We start from the raw sequence: 21,452 nt of genomic DNA on the forward strand, positions 1-21,452 counted from the left end.
GGACGGGATAACGCAAACTCGTAGAGATGATTTGCCCGACGGCGAAAGCGAAATATTTTTTATTTCGGGGCTTGACATAATTTCTGACAATCGGAAGTGATTTGCCCGTCGTGTTACTTTGTCGCATGCTGGCCGCAAGATTACGCGTGCGCGCGAGGCGCCGCAGCCCGCCCGTAGGATGGGTAGAGCGAAGCGAAACCCATCAATTGCGATTGCGGAGAGATGATGGGTTTCGCTTCGCTCTACCCATCCTACATGCTTGAACTTTATCGCCCCTACGCCGCCACCACGCGCGGGCTGCGTTCGGCCACATCCGACGGCTGGCACGGCTTGCGCAGCATCGTGACGTCGGCGAAGCCGACCGCCCGGAGCTGATCGCACATGATGCTGCGGGCGTCCGAATCCATCGAGGCGTCAGGGACAACGACCGCGCGGGCATGCGCGGTCAACAGTTCCGCCGGCAGGTCGGAGGCCGAGCCGGCATCGAGCAACACATGGTCGTAGACCCGCAGCAGCGCGTCGATCGCGAGCGTCAGCCGCGGCGACTGCAGCTGCGAGCGATCAAAGCCCGGGCGGCCGGCGCTGACGAGATGGACGCGCGACAGCCGGTCCTTGGTGATAATCTGCGCAAAGGTTGCTTCACCCTGCATCAGTTCGGCGAGCCCGGGGGCCGCCGGATCGACCGAGACCGCCGTCATCGCCGGCGAAGCCGCGGTCAGATCGACCACCACGATCTTGGCCTGCCGCGCCATCAGGCGCGCCAGCGTCAACGCGGTCAGCGTGATGCCTTCGCTCGACGCGGTACCGAGAACCGTTACCTTGCGCGCCGCCTCACCCGCCTGGCCGAGCCGGTCGGCCAGTTGCTCGATTTCTTCGATTCCTGCCGCAAGCTCGGCACGAGGCTCGCTGAAGGCAGGCTTTGAGTCGTCCGTCACGGGATGTTCAGGTTCCGGTCCGAAATCATCATGGGGCTCGAAATACGGTGCAGTCGGAGGCGCGGAGACGCGAGCCGGTTCTGCGGCTGAAGTCACAGCAGCGGGCACGGCTGCAGCGGCCGCGCGCGGCGCGGTCATGCGCAGCAGCTCGCCGGTCGCGATCGCGCCTGAGGTCAGCAGCAACGTTGCCAGCGTCGCGATCAGCACGATCGGGAGCTTCTTCGGATAGGCCGGCGTATTGGAAACGGTGGCGCGCGAGATGATCCGGCCATCCGCCGGCGCGGCGTCGATGTTTTCGCGGGCGGCAGCTTCGCGGTATTTCGCCAGATAGGATTCCAAGAGATCGCGCTGCGCCTTGGCTTCGCGCTCCAGCGCGCGCAGCTGCACGTCCTGGCCGTTGGACGCGGACGCCTGCTTCTTGACCAGCTCAAGTTCGTTTCTCAGGCTATCGACCCGACCGCTGGCGAGGCGCGCGTCATTCTCCAGCGAGCGCGAGATCTTGCTCGCCTCCTCGCGCAGCTGCCGATCGAGATCGCCGAGCTGCGCCTTCAATTCCTTGATGCGGGGGTGACCGTCGAGCAGCGTCGACGACTGTTCGGCGAGCTGCGCGCGCAGCGTCACCCGCTGTTCGGACAGCCGGCGGATCAATTCGGAATTGAGCACTTCGGAAGCCTCGATCGGCTTGCCGCTCTGAAGCATATCCTTGATCATGCGCGCCTTGGACTCGGCGTCCGATTTCAGCGCGCGGGCGTTATTGAGCTGGGTGTTGATCTCGCCCATCTGCTGGTTGGACAGCGAGGTGTTGTTGGTGCCGATGAACAGGCTCGACTTCGAGCGGAAATCTTCCGCGCGCTGCTCGGCTTCCGCGACCTTCTTGCGCAGATCGTCTATACCGCCCGACAGCCAGCCGCTGGCGGATTTCGCCTGGTCCTGGCGCGCGCCCTGCTGCAACGCCAGATACCCTTCCGCGATCGAATTGGCGACGCGCGCGGCCAGCTCCGGATCGCGCGACTGGAATTCGATGACGATGACGCGCGACTTGTCCACCGCATACGCCGTGTAGCGCTCGAAATAGGCGTCCAGTACGCGCTCTTCCGGCGTCAGCGACAGCGGATCGCGTCCTATACCGAACAGCGCCAGCAGCGACTTCAGCGGAGAAAAGCCCTGCAGCACCGGATCGAATTCCGGGCGCTCGGCCAATTTGTTCTTCTTGATGATTTCGCGCGCCAGATCGCGCGACAACAAGAGCTGCACCTGGCTCGTCACCGCCTCGGCGTCGACCGTGTTGCGCTCTTCATTGCGCTCGCCGTTCGGCCGCAGGAACACGTTCTCCCGGCCATCGACCAGGATGCGGGCTTCGGATTTGTAGCGCGGGGTGACCATGTTGACGGCGGCGATCGACAGCACCAGCGCCAGCACCGTCGGGACGATGATCCAGGCGCGCTTGCGGATCAGGGCCTGACCCAGCGCGTGGAGGTCGAGATCGCCGGATTCGGGCGCGGCAACCTGCTTCGCAACGGCAGGCTTGGTGACGACAGATTTGACGACGACGGGCTCTGTGGCGACGGCCTCGGTGACGGCCGGTGCGGGCTTCGGAAGCGCCCGCTCCAACACGGCCTTGATCCGGCCCGTACGCCAAAACGCAAAACGCATCGCACACTCCCGCGGACGCCACTTAAAATCGTGACGCGTTTTCGCTCGAAAACGCCACGACCCTGTCTCAACCCCGGCGATTACACTCCATTAAGGTTGCTGCTGGGTTAATCCGCGCGATTTGCGGGCGGCAATGACCGCCCCGCAGGGCTGCGGTCATGTTTTGTTAACCATGAACGCCCTTAATCGGGCGGATACTTTTTCAGGATTCTCCCCTATGCGAGGCGCGCTCGCCCCGATCCCAAGTCTGGTTGCTGCGCTGGCGCTTGCGGGCTGCATGGGTCGGACTACGCCGGTTGCCGTGGGCCCTGCCCCGATGGCGGTCGCCTATGCCGAACCGGCGCCGCCGCGCTTCGACGCGGCCTATCATCTGGATACTGGCGACAAGCTCCGCGTCGTGGTCTACGGCCAGGAAGGTCTCACCAACACCTATGCGATCGATGCCAGCGGCTCGATCACGATGCCGCTGATCGGTTCGGTCCCGGCGCGCGGCAGCACGCCCGCTGGCCTGGCCGCCGACATCGGCGCCAGGCTGCGCCGCGGTTTCATCCGCGAGCCCTCGGTCGCCGTCGAGGTCGAGGCCTATCGGCCGTTCTTCATCCTCGGCGAAGTGGCGGCGCCCGGACAATATCCTTATGTACCGAACATGACCGTGGAAAGCGCCGTTGCCATCGCCGGCGGCTTCTCGCCGCGCGCGCTGCGCGACCGGGTGACGGTCACGCACACCGACGGGTCTGGAACAGCGCGCTACGTGGTGCCGCCGGGAACGTCCATCAGCCCGGGCGATACGGTGCTCGTTGGCGAACGCTGGTTCTGATTATGCCTGTCGTCGACGGTCAGCCCCTTCGTATCCTGCACGCGACGCGCGCCCCGGTGGGCGGCATTTTTCGTCATATCCTGGATCTCGCCAACGGCCAGGCCGATAAAGGCCATCACGTCGGCATCATCGCCGACAGCCTCACCGGTGGCGAGCGCGCCGAGCAGGCGCTGGCGGAAATCGCCCCCCGCCTCAAGCTCGGCGTCCATCGCGTCGCTATCCACCGCGAACCGCGCCCCAGCGACACCCTGGCATGGGTGCGCTTCCTGCGCCTGGTCCGGCAGTTGAAGCCGGATGTATTGCACGGCCATGGCGCCAAGGCCGGTGTGTTCATACGCGCCGGGATCGCCGCCAGGGATACGATCCGGGTCTATACGCCGCATGGCGGGTCACTGCATTACCCGCTGTCGACGCTCAAGGGCAACTTCTATGCCCGCCTCGAGCGCGCGCTGATGGACTCGACGGACCTGTTCCTGTTCGAAAGCGCGTTTGCGCGCAACACCTATCAGCGCACCATCGGCACCCCGAAGGGGCTGGTGCGCTGCGTGTTCAACGGCGTCACCGCCAATGAATTCGACCCGGTCGTCAAGGCCGCGGACGCCACCGATGTGCTCTATGTCGGCGAGTTTCGGCACATCAAGGGCGCCGACCTCCTGATCGACGCGGTGGCCCGGCTGCGCGCCGACGGCCGGCCGGTGACGCTGACGCTCGCCGGCGACGGCGAGGAAAGCGCTGCCTTGAAGGCCCAGGTGCAGCGGCTCGGCCTCGGCGAGGCCATCCGCTTCATCGGCCACGTCAAGGCGCGCTACGGCTTCTCCAAGGGCTCGCTGCTGGTGGTTCCCTCGCGCGGCGATTCCATGCCCTATGTCGTGATCGAGGCCGCGGCCGCGGGAATTCCGATGGTGGCCGCCAATGTCGGCGGCATTCCGGAGATTTTCGGCGCCCATACCGAGGCGTTGTTCGCCCCCAGCAATGCAGCGGCGATGGCGGACGCGATCGAGACTGCGCTGGAGAATCCGGCGGCGACGCTGGAGCGGGCCAAATCCCTGCGCGAGCGGATTTTCCAGCACTTCTCGCAGAAGGCGATGGTCGAGGGCGTATTGACCGGCTATCGCGACGCGTTTGCCAATCGTTAACCGTTCTTTACCAACGTAACTGTTTCTTCCGATTTGTCCCTTAAGCCGGATGGCAGGGAATTCCGCATCGGCAGGCGCATCCCTATGTGCCGGCTTAAGAACGGAATCAGAATCGGACTTGGAATCGGACTTGGACCAGTGGAACCGCTTAACGCTCGCTCGATGTTAGACGCCGCCGCAGCAACGGCCGCGGCGACCGCTACCGGTGAACGCCCGCCGATCGAACGGCGCCGCCGGCTCTCGCCGGCAGCCCTTGCCGTCACCAACCAGAAAGTCAGCCGCGCCTATTCGCCGATCGTGATCGCGGGTGCGGTGCGCCTGGTCGATTTCGTCATGCTCAGCCTGATCGGCCTTGCGCTCTATTTCGCCTATGTCGTGCGCCTCAAGGGTTTCCATTGGGAATATGTCGCGGCGATCATCGGCATGACGGCGACCGCCGTGATCTGCTTCCAGGCCGCCGACATCTACGAAGTCCAGGTGTTCCGCGGCCAGCTGCGGCAGATGACCAGGATGATTTCGTCCTGGGCCTTCGTGTTCCTGCTGTTCATCGGCGCCTCCTTCCTGGTCAAGCTCGGCAGCGAGATTTCGCGGATCTGGCTCGCATCGTTCTTCTTCGTCGGCCTTGTGGCCCTGCTGATCGAACGCGCCTTCCTCCGCACGCTGGTGCGCAGCTGGGCGCGGCAGGGCCGGCTCGACCGCCGCACCATCGTGGTGGGCTCGGACCAGAACGGCGAACAGCTGGTCGAGGCGCTCAAGACCCAGCACGATTCGGATATTGACGTGCTCGGCGTGTTCGACGACCGCAACGACAGCCGCGCGCTGGAAACCTGCGCCGGCAGCCCGAAGCTCGGCAAGGTCGACGACATCGTCGAATTCGCCCGCCGCACCCGCGTCGACCTCGTGCTGTTCGCGCTGCCGATCTCGGCCGAGACGCGCATCCTGGAAATGCTGAAGAAGCTGTGGGTGCTGCCGGTCGACATCCGTCTTTCGGCGCACACCAACAAGCTGCGCTTCCGTCCCCGCTCCTATTCCTACCTCGGCGAGGTGCCGACGCTCGACGTGTTCGAGGCGCCGATCACCGACTGGGATCTCGTGATGAAGTGGCTGTTCGACCACGTCGTCGGCTTTCTGATTCTGATGCTGGCGCTGCCGGTGATGGGGCTGGTCGCGCTCGCGATCAAGCTGGACAGCCCGGGGCCGGTGATCTTCCGCCAGAAGCGCTTCGGCTTCAACAATGAGCGCATCGACGTCTTCAAGTTCCGCTCGATGTTCCACCATCTTGCCGATCCCACCGCCTCCAAGGTCGTGACCAAGAACGATGCCCGCGTCACCCGCGTCGGGCGCTTCATCCGCAAGACCAGCCTCGATGAACTGCCGCAACTGTTCAACGTCATGTTCAAGAGCAATTTGTCGCTGGTCGGCCCGCGCCCGCACGCCGTGCAGGGCAAATTGCAGAGCCGGCTGTTCGACGAGGCCGTCGACGGCTATTTCGCGCGCCACCGCGTCAAGCCCGGGATCACCGGCTGGGCGCAGATCAACGGCTGGCGCGGCGAAGTCGACACCGACGAGAAGATCCAGAAGCGCGTCGAGTTCGACCTCTATTACATCGAGAACTGGTCGGTGCTGTTCGACCTGTTCATTCTGCTGAAGACGCCGCTGGCGCTGATGACGAAGAACGAGAACGCGTATTGAGTTGGCGGGATTTATCAGCCGTCATTGCGAGCGCAGCGAAGCAATCCATAGCGCGGCATGGGGTTAGATGGATTGCTTCGCTTCGCTCGCAATGACGGAAGTCGCGGTTGTTGCCGTAATGTAGCGTTTAGTGTGTGCGTGAGTATCGAATGGCGTATGCGGCGACAGCCGAGGGCTCCCTTCCATCGTTGACGGCCGCGCCGGGCGTGCTCGCGGTGCAGCGCGCGATGGTGTGGCTGGTCGGCGCGTCCGGGGCCATCGTCTTCATCGAACCCAGCCCCTATGAGATCGCAACGCTGCTGGCGTCGCTGATCTTCTTTGCCACCGGCGGTCTGCGGATGCGGCTGGTGTTCATTCCGCTGCTGCTGGCGCTGTTCCTGCTCAATACCGGCTACACGATCAGCGCCATCGCCGTGATCGACCGGCCCAATGTCAGCATGTGGATCGCGACGTCCTGGTACATGGCCATCACCGTGATGCTGTTCGCGATGGTGGTGGCGGAAGATACCGCGGCCCGGCTCGACATGCTCAGGCGCGGCCTCGTCGTCGGCGCGATGATCGCGGCGAGCCTCGGTATCGCCGGCTATTTCAACCTCGTCCCGGGCGGACGCGACCTCCTGACGCTGTACGATCGCGCCCGCGGCACCTTCAAGGACCCGAACGTGCTCGGCGCGTTCCTGATCCTGCCGGCGCTGTTTTGCCTGCAAAGCGTCGTCTCGGACAAGCTCGGAAAGTCGCTGCGCAACACCATCGCCTTCGGCATCATGTCGCTGGCGATCCTGCTGGCGTTTTCACGCGCGGCCTGGGGCGGGCTGATCCTGACCTCGATGTTCATGCTGGCGCTGATGGTGCTGACCAGCCGGTCGCAGGCGCAGCGCTCGCGCATCATCATGATCGCGCTTGTCGCTGCGATCCTCGCGGCGGCGCTGGTGGCGGTGCTGCTGTCGTTCGACTCGATCGCGCAAATGTTCAAGCAGCGCGCCAGTTTCGATCAAAGCTATGACTCGGGCCGCTTCGGCCGGTTCGGGCGCTACGTCCTCGGCGCCAACATGGCGCTCGATCTGCCGTTCGGAATAGGTCCGCTGCAGTTCACCCGCTATTTTCCCGAAGACACCCACAACTCCTATTTGAACGCGTTCATGTCGGGCGGCTGGCTCTCCGGGGTCTGCTATCCGGCGCTGGTGTTCGTCACGGCGCTGAACGGATTCCGCTACATCTTCGTCCGCGCGCCCTGGCAGCGTGCCTATCTGGCCGTCTTCGCCGCCTATCTCGGCACCGTCGGCGAGAGTTTTATCATCGACACCGACCATTGGCGGCATTTCTGGATGATGCTGGGGCTGATGTGGGGCATGTTCGTCGCCGCCGAGCACTACAAGGCCCGCGCCGGTCAAGCCTTCAACGGCGCGCCCGCGCCGGCTTCTTGAGCGCCTTCTGTTTCGGCGCGTCGATCAGCCCCTTCAGCGCCTCCGTCGCTCCCAGCACCGATGTATAGGCCTGGCTCGCGAAGCGCAGCAGCTGCTGCAGCAGGAATTTCGAGGCCGAGCGCCGCCCGCGCGCGGAAAAGATCGTGGCGCTGGCCCGCCGCAACGGCAACAGCAAGCGCGAGTTCAGCCCGACCGGCGCCTGGATCCGTGACCGCATGCTGAAACTGCTGCTGCCCGTCACATCCAAGGGCATGGACTGGATGTACAGATACGATCCCCGCGCGGCGTAGTGGTCGCGGCACGCGCTACGCTTCGCCCGGCGACCTCTCCCCGCAAGCGGACCGCAAGCGGGGCGAGGTGAAGAAGAACCTACTTCTCCACGGCGAACGTCAGGCCGGCGTGGTCCTCGAGCCGCTTGATCAGCTTGTGCTGCATCGCCGCCCCTGGCGTCCAGATGCCGGCGGGCACCTCAGGTGTATCTCGCAGCAGACAGATTGCACATTCCGAAATCATCTTCGACGTCGAGCCATAGCCGGGATCGCGGTCGCCCTTGACCGACGCGCGGGCCTGCCGGCCGTCGGGCGCGACGGCGACAAACAGCAGATCGTAAGAGCCGCTTTCGCGTTCCTCTTTCGACGGCCCCTCGCCCGGCTTCGGGACAGCGGATAGCGCTATCTTGTTGTTGGCCGCCTGGATGCTTTTGGCCAACGCCTCGCCCTCCGCGCCGGGGCCGGCGACCTGCATCTCGTCGTAAACAAAATCCCGGCCATAGGGGAAGCCCAGCAGCATGTTCGAACGATGCACGTTGCGGGTGTTGATGTTCGCCATGAAGAACGGCGTTACCCAGGCCTGCAAATCCTCATCCAGCATTGGCCTGTTGCCGGGCGGCTGCTTCGGTCCCTGAAAGCCCGGCGTCAGCGCGAACGGATCGCGCATCAATGCCAGGATGCCTTGATCTTTTGCCGCAGCCTCAAACAGCGATTTGCTGCTGGCCGCCGTCCCGCCCGAGAAGGTCCCCTTCATCGTGCGGATGCGACCCTTGACCCGGGAGACCGGCGCCCCGAACGCTTTCTTCGCGGCTTCCTGCGCGCAGAACACGCCGAGTTCAAATGGCAGGGAATCATAGCCGCAGGAAAACATGATCCGCGCCCCGCTGCGCTCTGCGTCGGCCTGATGCGCATCGATGATGCGCCGCATCCATGGCGTCTCGCCGCACAGATCGAAGTAGTCCGTACCCGAGGCCGCGCATGCCGCTACCAATTCGTTGCCGTACAGCAGATACGGTCCAACTGTCGTGATGACCGATTTCGTCTGATTCACCATCGCCTTCAGCGATGCGGCATCAGACGCGTCAGCCACGATCAACGGCGTATCCGACGGCGCGCCGATCGCGTCGCGCACCGTGGCGAGCTTGCCCTTGCTGCGCCCGGCCATCGCCCATTTCAGGTTGCTGTCGCCCTTATAATGCGCAGCGAGATATTCGGCGACGAGTTGGCCGGTGAAGCCGGTGGCGCCGTAGACAACGATGTCGAATTTCGACGAAGACATATTTGAATCCCTGAGGTGCATTGCTGCCCGAAGCAGCCTGTTCGGGCCGCTTCTAGCGCTATTTTTTCGCGTAGGAAACGCCCATGCCGGCGCGGACGTCGGCCTGGATGCCATAGGGTGCGATCGGATAGCGCAGGCCGTTTTTCGCCAGTTGCTTCATGCCGACAATGGCCTTGGCGAGATGCGCCGGCTGCAGCGCCATCAGCATCTCTTCGTCAGGCACGCCGCCATAGCGCCGTTCGGCAAAGCACGGCAGCGACAGGCTCGGCTCGCCGGTCTTGAGCGCCCGCCCCCAGGAATCCGCGCAGGCGGTCTCGCCAACCACACCCCATTCGAACTTCTTGTAGCCGGTATATTGCAGCCCGTTGATCAGGATGATCATCTGGCCCGGGGTCGCATACACCAGACAGATGTCCGGCGGATTGAGCCGGCCACTGGTGAGCGGGCTCACCGCCATCGCCTGGTACTGGCCATACGGCACGACGTCGAGCGCTTCCTGGCGCTTGCGCGCGTCCTCTTCGGTGCCGTGCCAGACGCCGACATAGCTTTTGCCTTCAAGGAATTTTTCATCCCTTTGTGCGAGGCCAATCACGGCGCGGCATTGCGCGCCGACGAGGTCTTCGCCGGTGATGCCGACGGTCCAGCCGAGCCTTGAAGCCATGCTGACGATCTGGTCGGTGGTGTGGACCGCGGACGGGCGCCGAATTTTCGGGATCGCCGCCATCTCCTCGACGGTCGCGAACATCTTGATGCCGATCACGGTGGTCCGGAGCCGCAACAGGCTGATGAGATCGGCAGCCATGCCGTTCAAATCGAACGCTTCCGGCGGCGTATGCTGTTGCATGGCGTAAACTCCCAAATTGCCGGTGCGCCCCTTGGCGTCACCGTGCGCATGTTGTTGTTGGCGTCAATTCTAGCCCGGCTGGTCCGCTGTTGCGACCTCTACTTCGGCGCTGGTCCCGGCAACAAATCGTCGATCTTGCCGGTGGCCCGGTACGCAATCAGGCCTAACCATTCGCGCGCCGCGGTTTCGGTGCGTCCGAGGCCATCAAGAATGGCGATCGAGAACTTCATGAGATCGCCGCGGCCACCGACCCGCCAATCGACCGGATAGGCCTCGACCGCAAATCCGGCCTTTCGGAACAGGCCGACCGATCGCGGCATGTGAAAGGCCGAGGTCACCAGCAACCAGCGCTCGCCGTCCTTTGGCGCCACCAGGGCTTTCGAGAACTGGGCGTTCTCCACCGTGTTGCGCGACGCCCTTTCCATGATCAGACGTGATTTGGCGATGCCAAGGCTTTCAAAAACGGCGCCGGCGAAATCGGCTTCGCGCGCGTCATTCGAAATCAGATTGGCACTGCCGCCGGTGAAGACGATGCGCGCATTCGGATAGCGATGCGCCAACGCCGCCGCCGCGATGATACGGTCAGGCGCGCCGCGCACCACCGGCGTACCACGCGCAGCCGATAGATCAGCGTCGATCGATGCGCCGAGGACGACGATGCCGTCCGGCGGCGCACCCGCTCCGGCCTCCCATCGCGGAAAGCGCTGCTCCAGCGGATAGAGCAACAGGTTTCCGAGCGGCGACAATCCGCAGATCACCAGCAGCAGCACCGCCGCCATCACGAGCTTGCGGCCGAGCGATGCAAAACGCGTCAGCAGCAGGATGGCGCCAACGAAACCGACGCCGATCAGGAAATTCGTCGGCATCAGCATGTAGCCGAGCGTTTTGGAGAGAACAAAAAACAAGGGGAAGCCTCTTGGAATTTCTAGTCCGTCATACGCGGGCTTGACCCGCGTATCCATCTTCTTCGCAAAAAGCGTTATGCGAAAATGATGGATTGCCGGGTCAAGCCCGGCAATGACAAATAGGACACGACAACACCGACAAGAAGGTCCCCATGACCCATCATCACCTGCATTCCAGCCCCAAAACCTGCCACTGGGGCTTTTTCGAAGCGAAATTGAAGCCGGTCCTGACCATCGCCAGTGGCGATGAGGTCACGGTCGATACCATCACCGGCGGCCCCGACGTGGTCCCGGACCGCAGCAAATTTCATGTGCCGCCGGAGCTTGCCGACGTGCACGCCCAGAACGAGCGGATGGTGCCGGGCCATATCCTGACCGGCCCGATCGCGGTTGAAGGCGCCGCGACCGGTGACGTGCTGGAGGTCGATATTCTCGACGTCCAGCTCCGGCAGGACTGGGGTTACAATCTGATCAAGCCGCTGTCAGGCACCCTGCCCGACGATTTCCACGAGACGCGCCTGCTCAACATTCCGCTTGACCGCGAGCGGATGGTTGGCCGGATGCCGTGGGGGCTCGACCTGCCGCTCAAGCCGTTCTTCGGCGTGATGGGCGTGGCGCCGCCGCCGGCCTGGGGCCGCATCACCTCGCTGATCCCGCGCGCGATGGGCGGCAATCTGGACAATAAGGAGTTAGGCGCCGGCGCCAAACTCTATCTGCCGGTGTTCGTGCCCGGCGCGCTGTTTTCCTGCGGCGATGGCCACGGCGTGCAAGGCGACGGCGAAGTCTGCGTCACCGCGATCGAAACCGCGCTGCAGGGCCGCTTCCGCCTGACGCTGCGCAAGGATTTGCGGCTGGAATATCCGCGCGCGGAAACGCCTGATCATTACATGACGATGGCGATGGACCCCGACCTCGACCAATGCGTGGTGCGCGCGCTGCGCGACATGATCGTGCTGCTCGGCGAGAAGCGCAATCTGTCGCGCGAGGACGCCTACACGCTCTGCAGCCTCGCCGCCGACCTGCGCGTGACGCAGACGGTCAACGGCTCCAAGGGTATCCATTGCATGATCGCAAAGAGCGTCGTGCACGGCTGATTTCAGCGCGGTGCGCCGTCACAGTGGCGAAAGCAGCTCCAACGTGGAACGAATCCTGACGCTGGTCTTTCCAACCAGCGCCGCGCCCTGCACTTCCGCGCGATCGGCGGCATAGCTGCCGCTGAAGCCGGTGGTCACCTCGCGCCCGCCAAACAGGGGCAACACGCCGGCCGATTTGGTGTGCTGGTTCGTGGTCAGTTCGCCGCGCCATTTGCCGCGATCGGCGGTGTAGGAGCCCGTATAATAGAAATGCGAGTCGCCGCCGGCGATCCTGCCGTCCAGCAGCACGATGACGCCGCTGGCATGGCCATGCCCGCCCTCCATCATCTCGGTCAGGATCGAGTAGAGACCGTTGGTCATCGTCATCGCAGGATTGTCCCTCTGCGAAGCAGCATCGACCGTGCAGACCACCTGAGCAATCGGGAAATGGGTTGAGGAACTGGATCGTTTCGCCGCGGCTGCGTTGGCGCCGTCAGCTCTGCCCGATGGTCGCGCAGCGCTGTCCAACGTCAGAGCCTGTGTGGCAGCAGTCGACTTTTTCGACGCCGTTACAATGAGATAGAGTGCGACGCAGGCGGCAATTGACTTATCCCCATGAAACTTAATAGAGTCTAAATAGATACTTTTCAGTACAGCGTTTAAAAGTTAGCGTTCTTGCATGGCTACAGAAAAAGCCGAAACCGACCGCATTCCCGTGACGTTGGCGATCTCGACCATCAGCTATCTCGAAAAACTGGTGAGACAGGGCACCCACGGCACTAGCGTTCCCGGCGTTGCGAAGACCCTGATCGAGGAAGGCATCCGGCTCGCCATCAAGGACGGGCTGCTGTCGATCCGTGACAATGGCAGGCCCTCCTGACGGCAGGATTTGCCTGACTGGAAGACGCACGACGGAAAGCTCAGGGAGCGCGGCGGTTCCTCAAAGAATTTGGGACCGCAGCATGTTCGCCAACATACCGACCTGGACCACCGAGCGCGTCGAACTCCTCAAGCAACATTTCGAATCCGGCCTCTCCTGCCGCGAGATCGCCGCTCACATCGGCGTCAGCCGCAACGCCGTGATTGGCAAACTGACACGGCTCGGCTTGACCCGCGGCCCGACCAATATCGAACAGCATTTGCAGGGGGCCACCAGGGAACGCAGCCCGAAATCCGCTCCCCGCGCGCAGTACCGGATGCTGCAAGTGGTCTACCAGAACGGGCAACCGGCGCCCGACGCGCCGATCGCCAGCGAGCGGCCCTGCTCACTGCTCGAACTCAGCCATGAGCGCTGCCGCTGGCCGATCAGCACGCCCGGCGCGGAAGACTTCTGCTTTTGCGGCAACACGCCACTCAAGGGTATGCCTTACTGCGTCGGCCACACCCGCCTTGCCTACAAGCCCGGCTCGCGCCAGCGAGTGGCGCGGGCGTGATTTGCCTCTGCCTGGCTAAAGCGAATTGCATCCGCGACGTAGCTGCGCTCCCTCTCCCGCACTTGCGGGGGAGGGCTGGGGTGAGGGTCTATCCGCGATACGACTCGTTGAGAGAGCCCCCACCCGCCGCGCTTCGCGCGTCGACCTCCCCCGCAAGCGTGAGAGGTGCAGCGAGTCTGCCGCCAGACCTGAGCATTTAACTTCATCAAGTGCTACGCCAGCTTCCAGCCAACCTCATCCCGATAGCTCTGGTAGAAATCGAGGGTATACGCCTCCTCCGGCGTCTTGCGCACGCGCTCGTCGAGCTTGTGGGCATCGTCGCCGACCAGGATGCGCCAGGAACCGGCCTTGACGCCGTCGAGGATGATTTTCGCGGCGGCCGCCGCCGTGGTCGGCGCATCATCATGAAACGATCGCGCGCGGTCGAGCGCGAGTTGCTGGATGTCCTCATCCGACATGGCAGAGGTGTCGGTGCCCATGCCCTTCAACCGCTTCCGGGTCACGCCGATTTCCACATCGGTCAGGCGCTCGGACTCGCTGCCGCTCTGGATCTTGCGCGAGTTGGCCACGATCGAGGTGCCGATGTGGCCGGGCATCACGACCGAGCACTTGATATGCGGCGCGTTGAGCCGCAGGTCCGTCATCAGCGCCTCGGAAAATCCCTTCACCGCGAACTTGGCGGCAGCGTAGGCGGTGTGCGACACACCAGGGCCGACCGACGCCCAGAAACCGTTGACGCTGGACGTATTGATGATGTGGCCCTCATCGGCCTTCAGCAGCAACGGCATGAAAGTGCGGACGCCAAGATAGACGCCGCCCCAGCAGATGTTGAAGGTGCGTTCCCATTGCTCGCGCGTGTTGGTGAACAGGCTGCCGCCACCGCCGATGCCGGCATTGTTGAACAAGAGATGGATCTTGTCGGTCGCCTGTTGCTCGATCAGCTCATCGCGAAACCGCTTGAGCTGGTCCTCGATCGCGACGTCGGCGATATGCGTCGTGATGCGCAGGCCCTGCGGCAGCTTCTCGGCTTCACACAGCTGCCTGGTCTCGGCCATCGCCTCTGCGGAGACGTCGCACATCGCGACATTGCAGCCCTCGGCGACGAGCTGCCGCGCCAGCTCGCGGCCCATGCCCGTGCCGCCTCCGGTGATGACGGCGATCTTTCCGGCGAATTCCTTCATGGAGATGTTGATCCTTTTTTCTTTTTCATTACCGACGAAAATATAGATGGTCATGGCCGGGCTTGTCCCGGCCATCCACGTCTTGCTTGCTGCTAGACCGTATAGACGTGGATGCCCGGGACAAGCCCGGGCATGACGATCCGTTGAGTATCTGCCCTACTCCGCCGCCTCGACGCGCTGGCCGGCAGATGCCCCCAACCCCTCCAGCGCTTTCTTGATCGCGGCCTGTTGCGTCGCTGACGCTTCCGGCATCGGCGCGCGCGAAAACGTCTTCGGCAGTCCCTGCAGCGACTGCGCGTAGCGCGTGCAGGCCGGCAGATTGTCCGAGACAACCGCGTTCCACAGCGTCAGCAGTTTCTTGTGCAGATCGAGCGCGCGGACGTGATCGCCGGCCTTGACCGCATCCCAGAGCTCCACGGAGGCATGCGGCGCGGCCGAGAGGATCGCGGCGATCGAGCCATGCGCGCCAAGCGCGTAGGACGGATACATCAGCGCGTCGACTGCGCTGTAGATCAATTTATCCGGCGCCATCATCATGAGATCGGCGAACAGTTTCAGATCGCCGGCGCTCTGCTTGACGCCGACCACCAGCGGCACCTCGTTCATGATCCGCGTCAGCAGTGCGGGCGACAGATACGACCACGGCACCACATTGTAGATGATGATCGGCATGCCGGTCTCGTCGGCCATCCGGCGGAAATGATCGACCATCGCCTGATCGTCCGGCTTGAACAGATAATGCACCGGCGTCACCTGCAGCGCCGCGACATCCATGTCGCGCACCAGTTTGCCGCGCCGGATCGCGTCGCGCGTGGAGTCGACGATGATGCCCGCGATCACGGGCGCGCGGCCCCTGGCGGCCTCCACCGTTGCCGCCACAAGGTCGCGATACTCTTCATGATCGAGCGTATGCCCCTCGCCGGTCGAACCGCCCGCCGCCATGCCATGGCTGCCGGCGCCGATCAGCCAGTCGACTTGCGGGGCGACCTGCTTGAAATCAATCTCGCCGTCTTTGCGAAACGGCGTTGTCATCGGCGGTATCACGCCTGTCGGGCGTATTTCATGATCGACCCCTTGCGTTTCCGTTTCCCAAATCCGACCCCGCTCCTTGGCTGAGCTTATCGATCGGCGGGTGAAGCCTAACCGCTGCCGTAGGGGCAATCCAGTTGAGACATCGGTGGGCTGGGTCGTAGCGGCGTCATAACGGAAGGCGCGGCTCCAAGTTCGAGCGGAGCAAGCATCTGAATCTTTGCACGAAAACCCCGGCAAGTCATGCCGGGGCTATTTGCTCGCTTAGCGGGGCGGCTTCGGCGGACCGAAGGGGTTGCGGGGCGGAAGCGTGGGGCCGGTGCCCAGCCTGCCGCCGGTCACGATATCCAGCTGCTGCGTCGTCAGTTCGACCGGCTTGTCAGTCCTGCGTTCCATGGTGCTTCTCCTGTTGCTGTCCCGGTGCAACATTGCATCGGCATGACCGGGACAATGGCGGATCGGCGCCGGCCGCGCTGTTCCCCAGGTGACAGCCAGACCACAACAATCAGCGCGTGATTTGCAGCGGGCCACCAGGAACTTTCGCAACTTCCGAGAGTCGAATCGCTGCTTCCGGTCCCAGCCCCCAAGGCCCTCCGGAAGAAAACCTCCGGTTGGCGGCCCCGCGCTCCTCCCGCGCCGGGGCCGTTTACCGGCCGGGTACACCGGACGCAGCTTGCCAGCGGTCGCTCTCATCAGGAACCGGATTGGAAGCCCAACATTGTCTTTGCAAAGGAGGCTTCCATGGGATTAGCGAGCTACGAAATCATCGGCACAGCCGGCGAATGGCGGGTGCGGCATGACGGACATGCCGAGAATGTCTACCAGACCAAGGAATCGGCTTTCGAGGCCGCCGTGGCCGCCGCATCGCTGGCCCTTCGACAGGGTCACGAGGTCCGCGTGTCGGCGCCAGGCACCGAAACGGCGACCGGCGCGGAGAACGCAGGCTAGCTTGCGGCGTGAAGCCGGCTCGGACACGGCCAGGCGCAACGCGTGAACTAGTGATCGCTCCAAATAGCCGCAAGCTCGCTCGAGTTGATGAGCTCGATCTGCTCCTGCATGCGGGTGCGGTACATCGTCATCTGCGCCTCGTGGCCGGTGTCGGAAGAACTGCAGAGCGCATCCTCGACAATCACGACTCGAAAGCCGCGGTCGACGGCGGCGAGCACCGTAGAAAGGACGCACACGTCGGTCTCGGCTCCGGTGACGACCACGCACCGTACGCCCTTCTCTTGCAGAAAGACGTCCAGCCCTGAAAGGTAAAACGCCGAATAGGCCCGCTTGTCGATGACGTGCGCCGGCGGCACGAAGCGTGCGAGTTCGGGGACAAGTTCTAGCTGATCGGGCTGCAGATGCTCCCGGGTCGCGGCCTTCCAGCGCTGATAATATCGTTGCCATTGTCCCGGCCGCTGCTCCCAGCTTTGCGGCGTGATGAAGCGGGTAAAAATGGTGCGCTCGCTGTACCGCGCCGCGATTTCGGTCACAACCGGCAACACCCGCTCCATCCACGGCGTCTCCCAGACGCCGCCCTTGCTGAAAATACGTTGCATATCGACGCAAAGATGCACCGTGTCCTTCAACGGGATCATCGCAAAACGGCCTCCTCCTTGTCTCTCGCTGAGGCGGCAACCGAAACTCTGTTGAAAAGTTCCTGCGGATCGGCGATGGACCCCATCCGTGCCTCCGTAAAGCTGTTGGCGGAAGCACAAGACCTCAATTGACCTGCGCCGCCCCGTGAAGAGCAGCATGAATGCCGTCATCAGATCGATGACACGTTCGTGCCATGCGACAACGACGCCCTGGCGCGCTTAACCATACGAAAACTCGGGGCGACGGCGCCGGGGCGTCCGTAGTATGTTTGCGCCCATTGGATTTATTAATTTTTGGTGCCTTATGAACGACGCGTATTTCAAGGAGCAGTCCCGGCGCGTCCGCGCGATTGCGGACAAGGCCGATCCCTTCACGAAAAAACGACTGCTGGCGCTCGCAGAAAGCTACGATGCGCGGATTGGACGGCCTTCAAGGGCAACGCGACAGCTGCCCTTCGTCGCAATCAATCATGAAAAACCCGCCGATCAGCGCGACGACGGCGAGACCACGCGCTGATTGCGGCGACATCCGCATAGCGATCGCCGCTCGCATATTCCGCGACAAGGCATTACGCCCGTACGCGACAAGGGAGCGCAGGCGGAAACGGTTCGGCAAAATGGGCGTGACGGCGCGCGCGGTGCATGCCAGTATCGTCGAATAATCAAAGCGCGCGCACGTCGGACGAAGCGCCGCTGCCAGGGAGGGGACTGCAAAGCGTTCGCGTAAGCGGACGCGCTGCAAGCGTCTGCGCAAGCGGGCGCGCCGTCCGTTGGCCTAACGGTCCGTTGGCGCCGCATGGGACAACAGATTGTCCATCGTCTGCTGATTTCGTTCCCCGCATTGCTCGGGGTTCTCTTCCTCTGTTTTTGTCTGTTGCAGGTGGTGCCGGCTGATCCGGCGATGATCATCGCCGGTCCCGACGCCAAGGCCGAGACCATCGCGGCGATCAGGCTCGAGCTTGGCCTCGACCGCTCGATCCCGGTGCAGTTCTTCGAATACATCATGCGGGTTCTGCGCGGCGATCTCGGCCGCTCGATCATCTCGAACCGGATGGTGAGCGAGGAACTCGCGATGACGATCGGTCCGACGGTCGAACTGATGCTCGGCGCGATGCTGATCGCGGTGCCGAGCGGGCTTGCGTTCGGAACCCTGGCCGCCGTCAATCGTGGCCGGCTCGCCGACCGCATCATCATGGCCTGCTCGGTGGCCGGCGTTTCGATGCCGGTGTTCTTCATCGGCCTGATCCTGATCCAGTATGTCGGCTTTAAATGGGCGCTGTTGCCGTTCACCGGCCGCACCGGGCCGATCTGGGACGGCGGATTGCCGAGCCTGATCCTGCCCGCCACCACGCTCGGCCTCGTGCTGATCGGACCGATCGCGCGGCTGACGCGCACCGCCGTACTTGAAGTGCTGGGCGCCGATTTCGTGCGCACGGCGCGCGCCAAGGGGCTGCGCGAGACCGTGGTGATCGTCCATCACGCGCTGCGCAACGCCATGATCCCGGTCGTCACCCTGATCGGGCTGCAGGCGGCCTTCCTGCTCGGGGGCGCTGTCGTCACCGAGACGATGTTTTCCTGGCCCGGCGTCGGCCGGCTTGCGGTCGGCGCCATCGTCTCCAGCGATTTTCCGACCGCGCAGGGCGCGATCATGATCCTCGCCATCGCCTTCCTGTCGATCAACCTCATCGTCGACGTGCTCTACGTCTATCTCGATCCCAGGGTGGCGCGCCGATGAGCGTTCAGGCCCTCGAACCCGTCTTTGTCGCCGAGCCCGAAACCGGCGCATTCGCCCGTGCCGGCCTGCTACGGCGCCTCGCGCGCGACCGGGTCGCGGCCGGTGCGGCGTTGACGCTGACCACCATCGTCACCGCGGCGGTTTTCGCGCCCTGGATCGCGCCCTACGACCCCTACTTCACCGACCTTACCAAGGTGATGCAGCCGCCGGGCGCCGAGCACTGGTTCGGCACCGACAACACCGGCCGCGACGTATTGAGCCGCGTCATCTTCGGCACCCGCGCCACGTTGATGCTCGGACTGGTCGGCGTCATCATCGGCGGCCTGTTCGGCGGCGTGCTCGGCATTCTCGCCGCCTACTACAAGCGGCTCGACGGCTGGATCATGCGGCTGGTCGACGTCATGCTGGCGTTCCCCGCCATCCTGATCGGGCTCGCGGTCGCCGCGATCTTCGGCGCCGGCCTCACCGCCGTAGTGATCGCGCTGGTCGTCGCCACCGTGCCCGACGTGGCGCGGGTGGCGCGCGGGGCCGCGGTCGGCGTCATGGGACAGGAATTCATGGAAGCCGGCCGCGCGGTCGGCGTCACCGACGGCGCACTGATCTGGCGCTATCTGACGCTCAACTGCATCTCGACGATCTTCGTGTTCCTCACCTTGCGCTTCGGCCAGATCATCCTGATCGGCTCGGCGCTCGGCTTCCTCGGCATGGGCGCGCAACCGCCAACCGCCGAACTCGGCATGATGGCGGCCCAGGGCCGCGACTTCCTGTTCATGGCGCCGCACATCGCGACGATCCCAAGCTGCGCGATCTTCGTGATCGTGCTGGCGGCCAACCTTCTGGGCGACGCGTTCCGCGACGTCCTCGATCCGAGGCTGCAGACATGATCAGAACCGTTCTGGGTGTAGCATTGGCAATTGCGCTCGCCGGCTCCGCATCGGGGCAGACGCTGACATTGATGAAGGGCATCGACGCGCCGCATTACGACGCGCAGCGCACCACCTGGGGTCCGACGTCAGATATCGTCAACATGTTCCAGGACACGCTGGTGGCGCTCGACTGGGACGGCCGCACGCCGATCCCTTATCTGGCCAAATCCTGGACCATCAGCGAGGACGGTCGGACCTATACGTTCAAGCTGCGCGACGACGTCTCGTTCTGCAGCGGCAAGAAATTCACCGCCGAGGACGTGATCTACAGCTTCAAGCGGCTGAAGGATCCCGCGATCAAGGGCCCGTACGCCTGGCGCGCCGGCAGCATCAAGGAACTGCGCGCGCCTGATCCCTACACCGTCGAATACGAACTCGAGGAGCCCTACTCCGAGCTGCTGTTGCAGCTCACCATGTTCACCAACGTGATCCACAACAAGGAAAGCGTCGAGGCGCTGGGCAAGGACTACGGCATCAAGGGCGCCGACGGCACCGGGCCGTGGTGTTTCGATTCATGGCAACCGCGCACCGAGATCGTGCTGAAGCGCCACGCCGCCTACAAATGGGGCCCGTCGATGTACCAGAACAAGGGCCCGGTGAAATTCGAGAAGCTGGTGGTCAAGATCGTGCCCGAAGAATCCAGCCGGGTTGCGGCGATGATGGCCGGCCAGTTCGACATCACCCACCAGTTTCCGCACCAGTTCATCACCCAGGCCCGGGCCGCTCCGATGCTCAACGTGAGCGAGGCGAAGCCGAATTTCCAGCTGCTCTATTTCGGCTTCAAGACCACCCGGCCGATGGTATCAGACAAGCGCGTGCGCGAGGCCATGAGCATCGCCATCAACCGCGCCGAGATCGCCAAGGGCATCTTGCTCGGCAACGCCACGGCGGCCTTCACCATCGTTGACAAGGATGCGCTCGACCACGATCCGAAGACGGCCGGAATCGTCAAGGAAGACCTCGAACGCGCCAAGAAGCTGCTCGACGACGCGGGGTGGAAAGTCGGCGCCGACGGCGTGCGCGAAAAGGACGGCACCAAGCTGGCGCCAAAGGTCTATTACACGGCGAACGCCAACTCGGCCAAGGTCGCCGACGCGATCCAGGGCTATTTGCGCAAGATCGGCGTCGACTGGCGGCTCAACCCGCAGGACTCGACCATCGCGGCGGCCAAGATGGCCGAGCAGGATTACGAAATCTGGTCGGTGACGGTGCCGTATCTGTCGGCCGGCGACCTCATGAACATCTACTTCGATTCACGCAACATCCCGACGCCCAACCGGATGAACTGGAAGGACGCCGAGACCGACGAGTGGCTGAAACTCGGCCGCTCGGCGCTGACCGAGCCCGATCGCGCCAAATACTACGCGATGGTGCAGCAGAAGGTCATGCAGGAGCATTTGTGGATTCCGGTCCTCAACATCAACATGGACCAGGTCGCCAACAAGAAGATCAAGGGCGCGCGGCCGCACATGATCTACCAGAACACGTTCTACAAGGGGTTGGACGCGTCGCTATAGGCAAGCAACAACAAGGAG

22 protein-coding genes are annotated in these 21,452 nt (G+C 63.7%); 12 read left to right on the top strand and 10 right to left on the bottom strand.

The annotated features are described in order from the left end of the window. Nucleotides 1-275 precede the first annotated feature (275 nt). Complete coding sequence (locus JQ574_RS30255; RefSeq protein WP_212208144.1) at nt 276-2,588, bottom strand: exopolysaccharide transport family protein; 2,313 nt, start codon at nt 2,586-2,588, stop codon at nt 276-278. Nucleotides 2,589-2,805: 217 nt separating this feature from the next. Between JQ574_RS30255 and JQ574_RS30260 the strand changes: the two genes are divergently transcribed. The 4 genes from JQ574_RS30260 to JQ574_RS30275 all read left to right on the top strand — a co-directional run bounded on the left by JQ574_RS30260 (nt 2,806) and on the right by JQ574_RS30275 (nt 7,657). Continuing rightward, entirely contained in the window at nt 2,806-3,405 is a 600-nt protein-coding gene (locus JQ574_RS30260) for a polysaccharide biosynthesis/export family protein (protein WP_212208145.1), read from the top strand. 2 nt (nt 3,406-3,407) lie between these two features. Further along, nucleotides 3,408-4,541, top strand: a complete 1,134-nt coding sequence (locus JQ574_RS30265; RefSeq protein ID WP_212208146.1) for a glycosyltransferase family 4 protein — start codon at nt 3,408-3,410, stop codon at nt 4,539-4,541. 162 nt (nt 4,542-4,703) lie between these two features. Further along, nucleotides 4,704-6,233: an undecaprenyl-phosphate glucose phosphotransferase gene (locus JQ574_RS30270; RefSeq protein WP_212384137.1), complete on the top strand. Its 1,530-nt coding sequence runs from the start codon at nt 4,704-4,706 to the stop codon at nt 6,231-6,233. Between the two features lie 149 nt (nt 6,234-6,382). Next, nucleotides 6,383-7,657, top strand: a complete 1,275-nt coding sequence (locus JQ574_RS30275; RefSeq protein ID WP_212208148.1) for an O-antigen ligase — start codon at nt 6,383-6,385, stop codon at nt 7,655-7,657. Here the strand turns inward: JQ574_RS30275 and JQ574_RS35925 are convergent. From JQ574_RS35925 to JQ574_RS30295, 4 genes are all read right to left on the bottom strand, one after another. Next, nucleotides 7,629-7,874, bottom strand: a complete 246-nt coding sequence (locus tag JQ574_RS35925; protein WP_212208149.1) for a hypothetical protein — start codon at nt 7,872-7,874, stop codon at nt 7,629-7,631. The two genes, JQ574_RS30275 and JQ574_RS35925, sit on opposite strands and share 29 nt — an antisense overlap. Before the next feature lie 152 nt (nt 7,875-8,026). Further along, nucleotides 8,027-9,205, bottom strand: coding sequence for a trans-acting enoyl reductase family protein (locus JQ574_RS30285; RefSeq protein ID WP_212208150.1), 1,179 nt, complete (start codon nt 9,203-9,205; stop codon nt 8,027-8,029). Nucleotides 9,206-9,263: 58 nt separating this feature from the next. After that, on the bottom strand, nt 9,264-10,049 hold the full coding sequence (locus JQ574_RS30290; RefSeq protein WP_212208151.1) for a DUF169 domain-containing protein: 786 nt from the start codon (nt 10,047-10,049) through the stop codon (nt 9,264-9,266). A 98-nt stretch (nt 10,050-10,147) separates the two neighbouring features. Further along, a complete protein-coding gene (locus JQ574_RS30295) occupies nt 10,148-10,954 on the bottom strand; it encodes a YdcF family protein (protein WP_212208152.1) in 807 nt (268 codons plus the stop codon). A 152-nt stretch (nt 10,955-11,106) separates the two neighbouring features. On the opposite strand from JQ574_RS30295, the gene JQ574_RS30300 reads away from it, so the two are divergent. Next, complete coding sequence (locus tag JQ574_RS30300; protein WP_212208153.1) at nt 11,107-12,048, top strand: acetamidase/formamidase family protein; 942 nt, start codon at nt 11,107-11,109, stop codon at nt 12,046-12,048. Nucleotides 12,049-12,066: 18 nt separating this feature from the next. Here the strand turns inward: JQ574_RS30300 and JQ574_RS30305 are convergent, their stop codons facing one another. Next, nucleotides 12,067-12,414 carry a GrlR family regulatory protein gene (locus tag JQ574_RS30305; RefSeq protein ID WP_249119698.1) on the bottom strand — a complete coding sequence of 116 codons (348 nt, stop codon included), beginning with the start codon at nt 12,412-12,414 and terminating at the stop codon, nt 12,067-12,069. Nucleotides 12,415-12,706: 292 nt separating this feature from the next. Between JQ574_RS30305 and JQ574_RS30310 the strand changes: the two genes are divergently transcribed. Further along, nucleotides 12,707-12,907, top strand: coding sequence for a hypothetical protein (locus JQ574_RS30310; RefSeq protein WP_212208154.1), 201 nt, complete (start codon nt 12,707-12,709; stop codon nt 12,905-12,907). Nucleotides 12,908-12,989: 82 nt separating this feature from the next. After that, complete coding sequence (locus tag JQ574_RS30315; protein ID WP_212208155.1) at nt 12,990-13,460, top strand: GcrA family cell cycle regulator; 471 nt, start codon at nt 12,990-12,992, stop codon at nt 13,458-13,460. A 212-nt stretch (nt 13,461-13,672) separates the two neighbouring features. On the opposite strand, the gene JQ574_RS30320 is transcribed toward JQ574_RS30315, so the two are convergent. The 3 genes from JQ574_RS30320 to JQ574_RS35605 form a co-directional block, all read right to left on the bottom strand. After that, on the bottom strand, nt 13,673-14,641 hold the full coding sequence (locus tag JQ574_RS30320) for an SDR family oxidoreductase (RefSeq protein WP_212208244.1): 969 nt from the start codon (nt 14,639-14,641) through the stop codon (nt 13,673-13,675). Nucleotides 14,642-14,797: 156 nt separating this feature from the next. Beyond that, the gene (locus JQ574_RS30325) at nt 14,798-15,700 is read right to left on the bottom strand and encodes a dihydrodipicolinate synthase family protein (protein WP_312014687.1); all 903 of its coding nucleotides are present in this window, start codon (nt 15,698-15,700) and stop codon (nt 14,798-14,800) included. A 234-nt stretch (nt 15,701-15,934) separates the two neighbouring features. Next, nucleotides 15,935-16,066, bottom strand: a complete 132-nt coding sequence (locus tag JQ574_RS35605; RefSeq protein ID WP_283813790.1) for a hypothetical protein — start codon at nt 16,064-16,066, stop codon at nt 15,935-15,937. Nucleotides 16,067-16,411: 345 nt separating this feature from the next. On the opposite strand from JQ574_RS35605, the gene JQ574_RS30330 reads away from it, so the two are divergent. After that, on the top strand, nt 16,412-16,618 hold the full coding sequence (locus JQ574_RS30330) for a hypothetical protein (protein WP_212208157.1): 207 nt from the start codon (nt 16,412-16,414) through the stop codon (nt 16,616-16,618). Nucleotides 16,619-16,665: 47 nt separating this feature from the next. Here JQ574_RS30330 and JQ574_RS30335 read toward each other — a convergent pair whose 3' ends face one another. Next, a complete protein-coding gene (locus JQ574_RS30335; RefSeq protein WP_212208158.1) occupies nt 16,666-17,256 on the bottom strand; it encodes a cysteine hydrolase family protein in 591 nt (196 codons plus the stop codon). 265 nt (nt 17,257-17,521) lie between these two features. Here JQ574_RS30335 and JQ574_RS30340 point away from each other — a divergent pair, with 265 nt between their 5' ends. From JQ574_RS30340 to JQ574_RS30355, 4 genes are all read left to right on the top strand, one after another. Continuing rightward, entirely contained in the window at nt 17,522-17,773 is a 252-nt protein-coding gene (locus JQ574_RS30340) for a hypothetical protein (RefSeq protein WP_212208159.1), read from the top strand. Between the two features lie 279 nt (nt 17,774-18,052). Beyond that, nucleotides 18,053-18,991, top strand: a complete 939-nt coding sequence (locus tag JQ574_RS30345) for an ABC transporter permease (protein ID WP_212208160.1) — start codon at nt 18,053-18,055, stop codon at nt 18,989-18,991. Then, on the top strand, nt 18,988-19,875 hold the full coding sequence (locus tag JQ574_RS30350; RefSeq protein ID WP_212208161.1) for an ABC transporter permease: 888 nt from the start codon (nt 18,988-18,990) through the stop codon (nt 19,873-19,875). The genes JQ574_RS30345 and JQ574_RS30350 overlap by 4 nt, the downstream gene beginning before the upstream one ends. Then, nucleotides 19,872-21,434, top strand: a complete 1,563-nt coding sequence (locus tag JQ574_RS30355; RefSeq protein ID WP_212208162.1) for an ABC transporter substrate-binding protein — start codon at nt 19,872-19,874, stop codon at nt 21,432-21,434. The genes JQ574_RS30350 and JQ574_RS30355 overlap by 4 nt, the downstream gene beginning before the upstream one ends. The last annotated feature ends 18 nt before the right edge of the window (nt 21,435-21,452 follow it).

It is taken from the genome of Bradyrhizobium sp. AUGA SZCCT0158 (assembly GCF_018130065.1).
GTDB lineage: Bacteria > Pseudomonadota > Alphaproteobacteria > Rhizobiales > Xanthobacteraceae > Bradyrhizobium.

Coding starts and splice junctions, on each gene's coding strand:
- JQ574_RS30290 (WP_212208151.1), bottom strand. CDS start 10,049: ATGCAACAGCATACGCCGCCGGAAGCGTTCGATTTGAACGGCATGGCT.
- JQ574_RS30315 (WP_212208155.1), top strand. CDS start 12,990: ATGTTCGCCAACATACCGACCTGGACCACCGAGCGCGTCGAACTCCTC.
- JQ574_RS30265 (WP_212208146.1), top strand. CDS start 3,408: ATGCCTGTCGTCGACGGTCAGCCCCTTCGTATCCTGCACGCGACGCGC.
- JQ574_RS35925 (WP_212208149.1), bottom strand. CDS start 7,874: ATGCGGTCACGGATCCAGGCGCCGGTCGGGCTGAACTCGCGCTTGCTG.
- JQ574_RS30340 (WP_212208159.1), top strand. CDS start 17,522: ATGTTTGCGCCCATTGGATTTATTAATTTTTGGTGCCTTATGAACGAC.
- JQ574_RS30330 (WP_212208157.1), top strand. CDS start 16,412: ATGGGATTAGCGAGCTACGAAATCATCGGCACAGCCGGCGAATGGCGG.
- JQ574_RS30255 (WP_212208144.1), bottom strand. CDS start 2,588: ATGCGTTTTGCGTTTTGGCGTACGGGCCGGATCAAGGCCGTGTTGGAG.
- JQ574_RS30270 (WP_212384137.1), top strand. CDS start 4,704: ATGTTAGACGCCGCCGCAGCAACGGCCGCGGCGACCGCTACCGGTGAA.
- JQ574_RS30305 (WP_249119698.1), bottom strand. CDS start 12,414: ATGACGATGACCAACGGTCTCTACTCGATCCTGACCGAGATGATGGAG.
- JQ574_RS30345 (WP_212208160.1), top strand. CDS start 18,053: ATGGGACAACAGATTGTCCATCGTCTGCTGATTTCGTTCCCCGCATTG.
- JQ574_RS30300 (WP_212208153.1), top strand. CDS start 11,107: ATGACCCATCATCACCTGCATTCCAGCCCCAAAACCTGCCACTGGGGC.
- JQ574_RS30355 (WP_212208162.1), top strand. CDS start 19,872: ATGATCAGAACCGTTCTGGGTGTAGCATTGGCAATTGCGCTCGCCGGC.
- JQ574_RS30310 (WP_212208154.1), top strand. CDS start 12,707: ATGGCTACAGAAAAAGCCGAAACCGACCGCATTCCCGTGACGTTGGCG.
- JQ574_RS30285 (WP_212208150.1), bottom strand. CDS start 9,205: ATGTCTTCGTCGAAATTCGACATCGTTGTCTACGGCGCCACCGGCTTC.
- JQ574_RS30350 (WP_212208161.1), top strand. CDS start 18,988: ATGAGCGTTCAGGCCCTCGAACCCGTCTTTGTCGCCGAGCCCGAAACC.
- JQ574_RS30320 (WP_212208244.1), bottom strand. CDS start 14,641: ATGAAGGAATTCGCCGGAAAGATCGCCGTCATCACCGGAGGCGGCACG.
- JQ574_RS35605 (WP_283813790.1), bottom strand. CDS start 16,066: ATGGAACGCAGGACTGACAAGCCGGTCGAACTGACGACGCAGCAGCTG.
- JQ574_RS30335 (WP_212208158.1), bottom strand. CDS start 17,256: ATGATCCCGTTGAAGGACACGGTGCATCTTTGCGTCGATATGCAACGT.
- JQ574_RS30260 (WP_212208145.1), top strand. CDS start 2,806: ATGCGAGGCGCGCTCGCCCCGATCCCAAGTCTGGTTGCTGCGCTGGCG.
- JQ574_RS30275 (WP_212208148.1), top strand. CDS start 6,383: ATGGCGTATGCGGCGACAGCCGAGGGCTCCCTTCCATCGTTGACGGCC.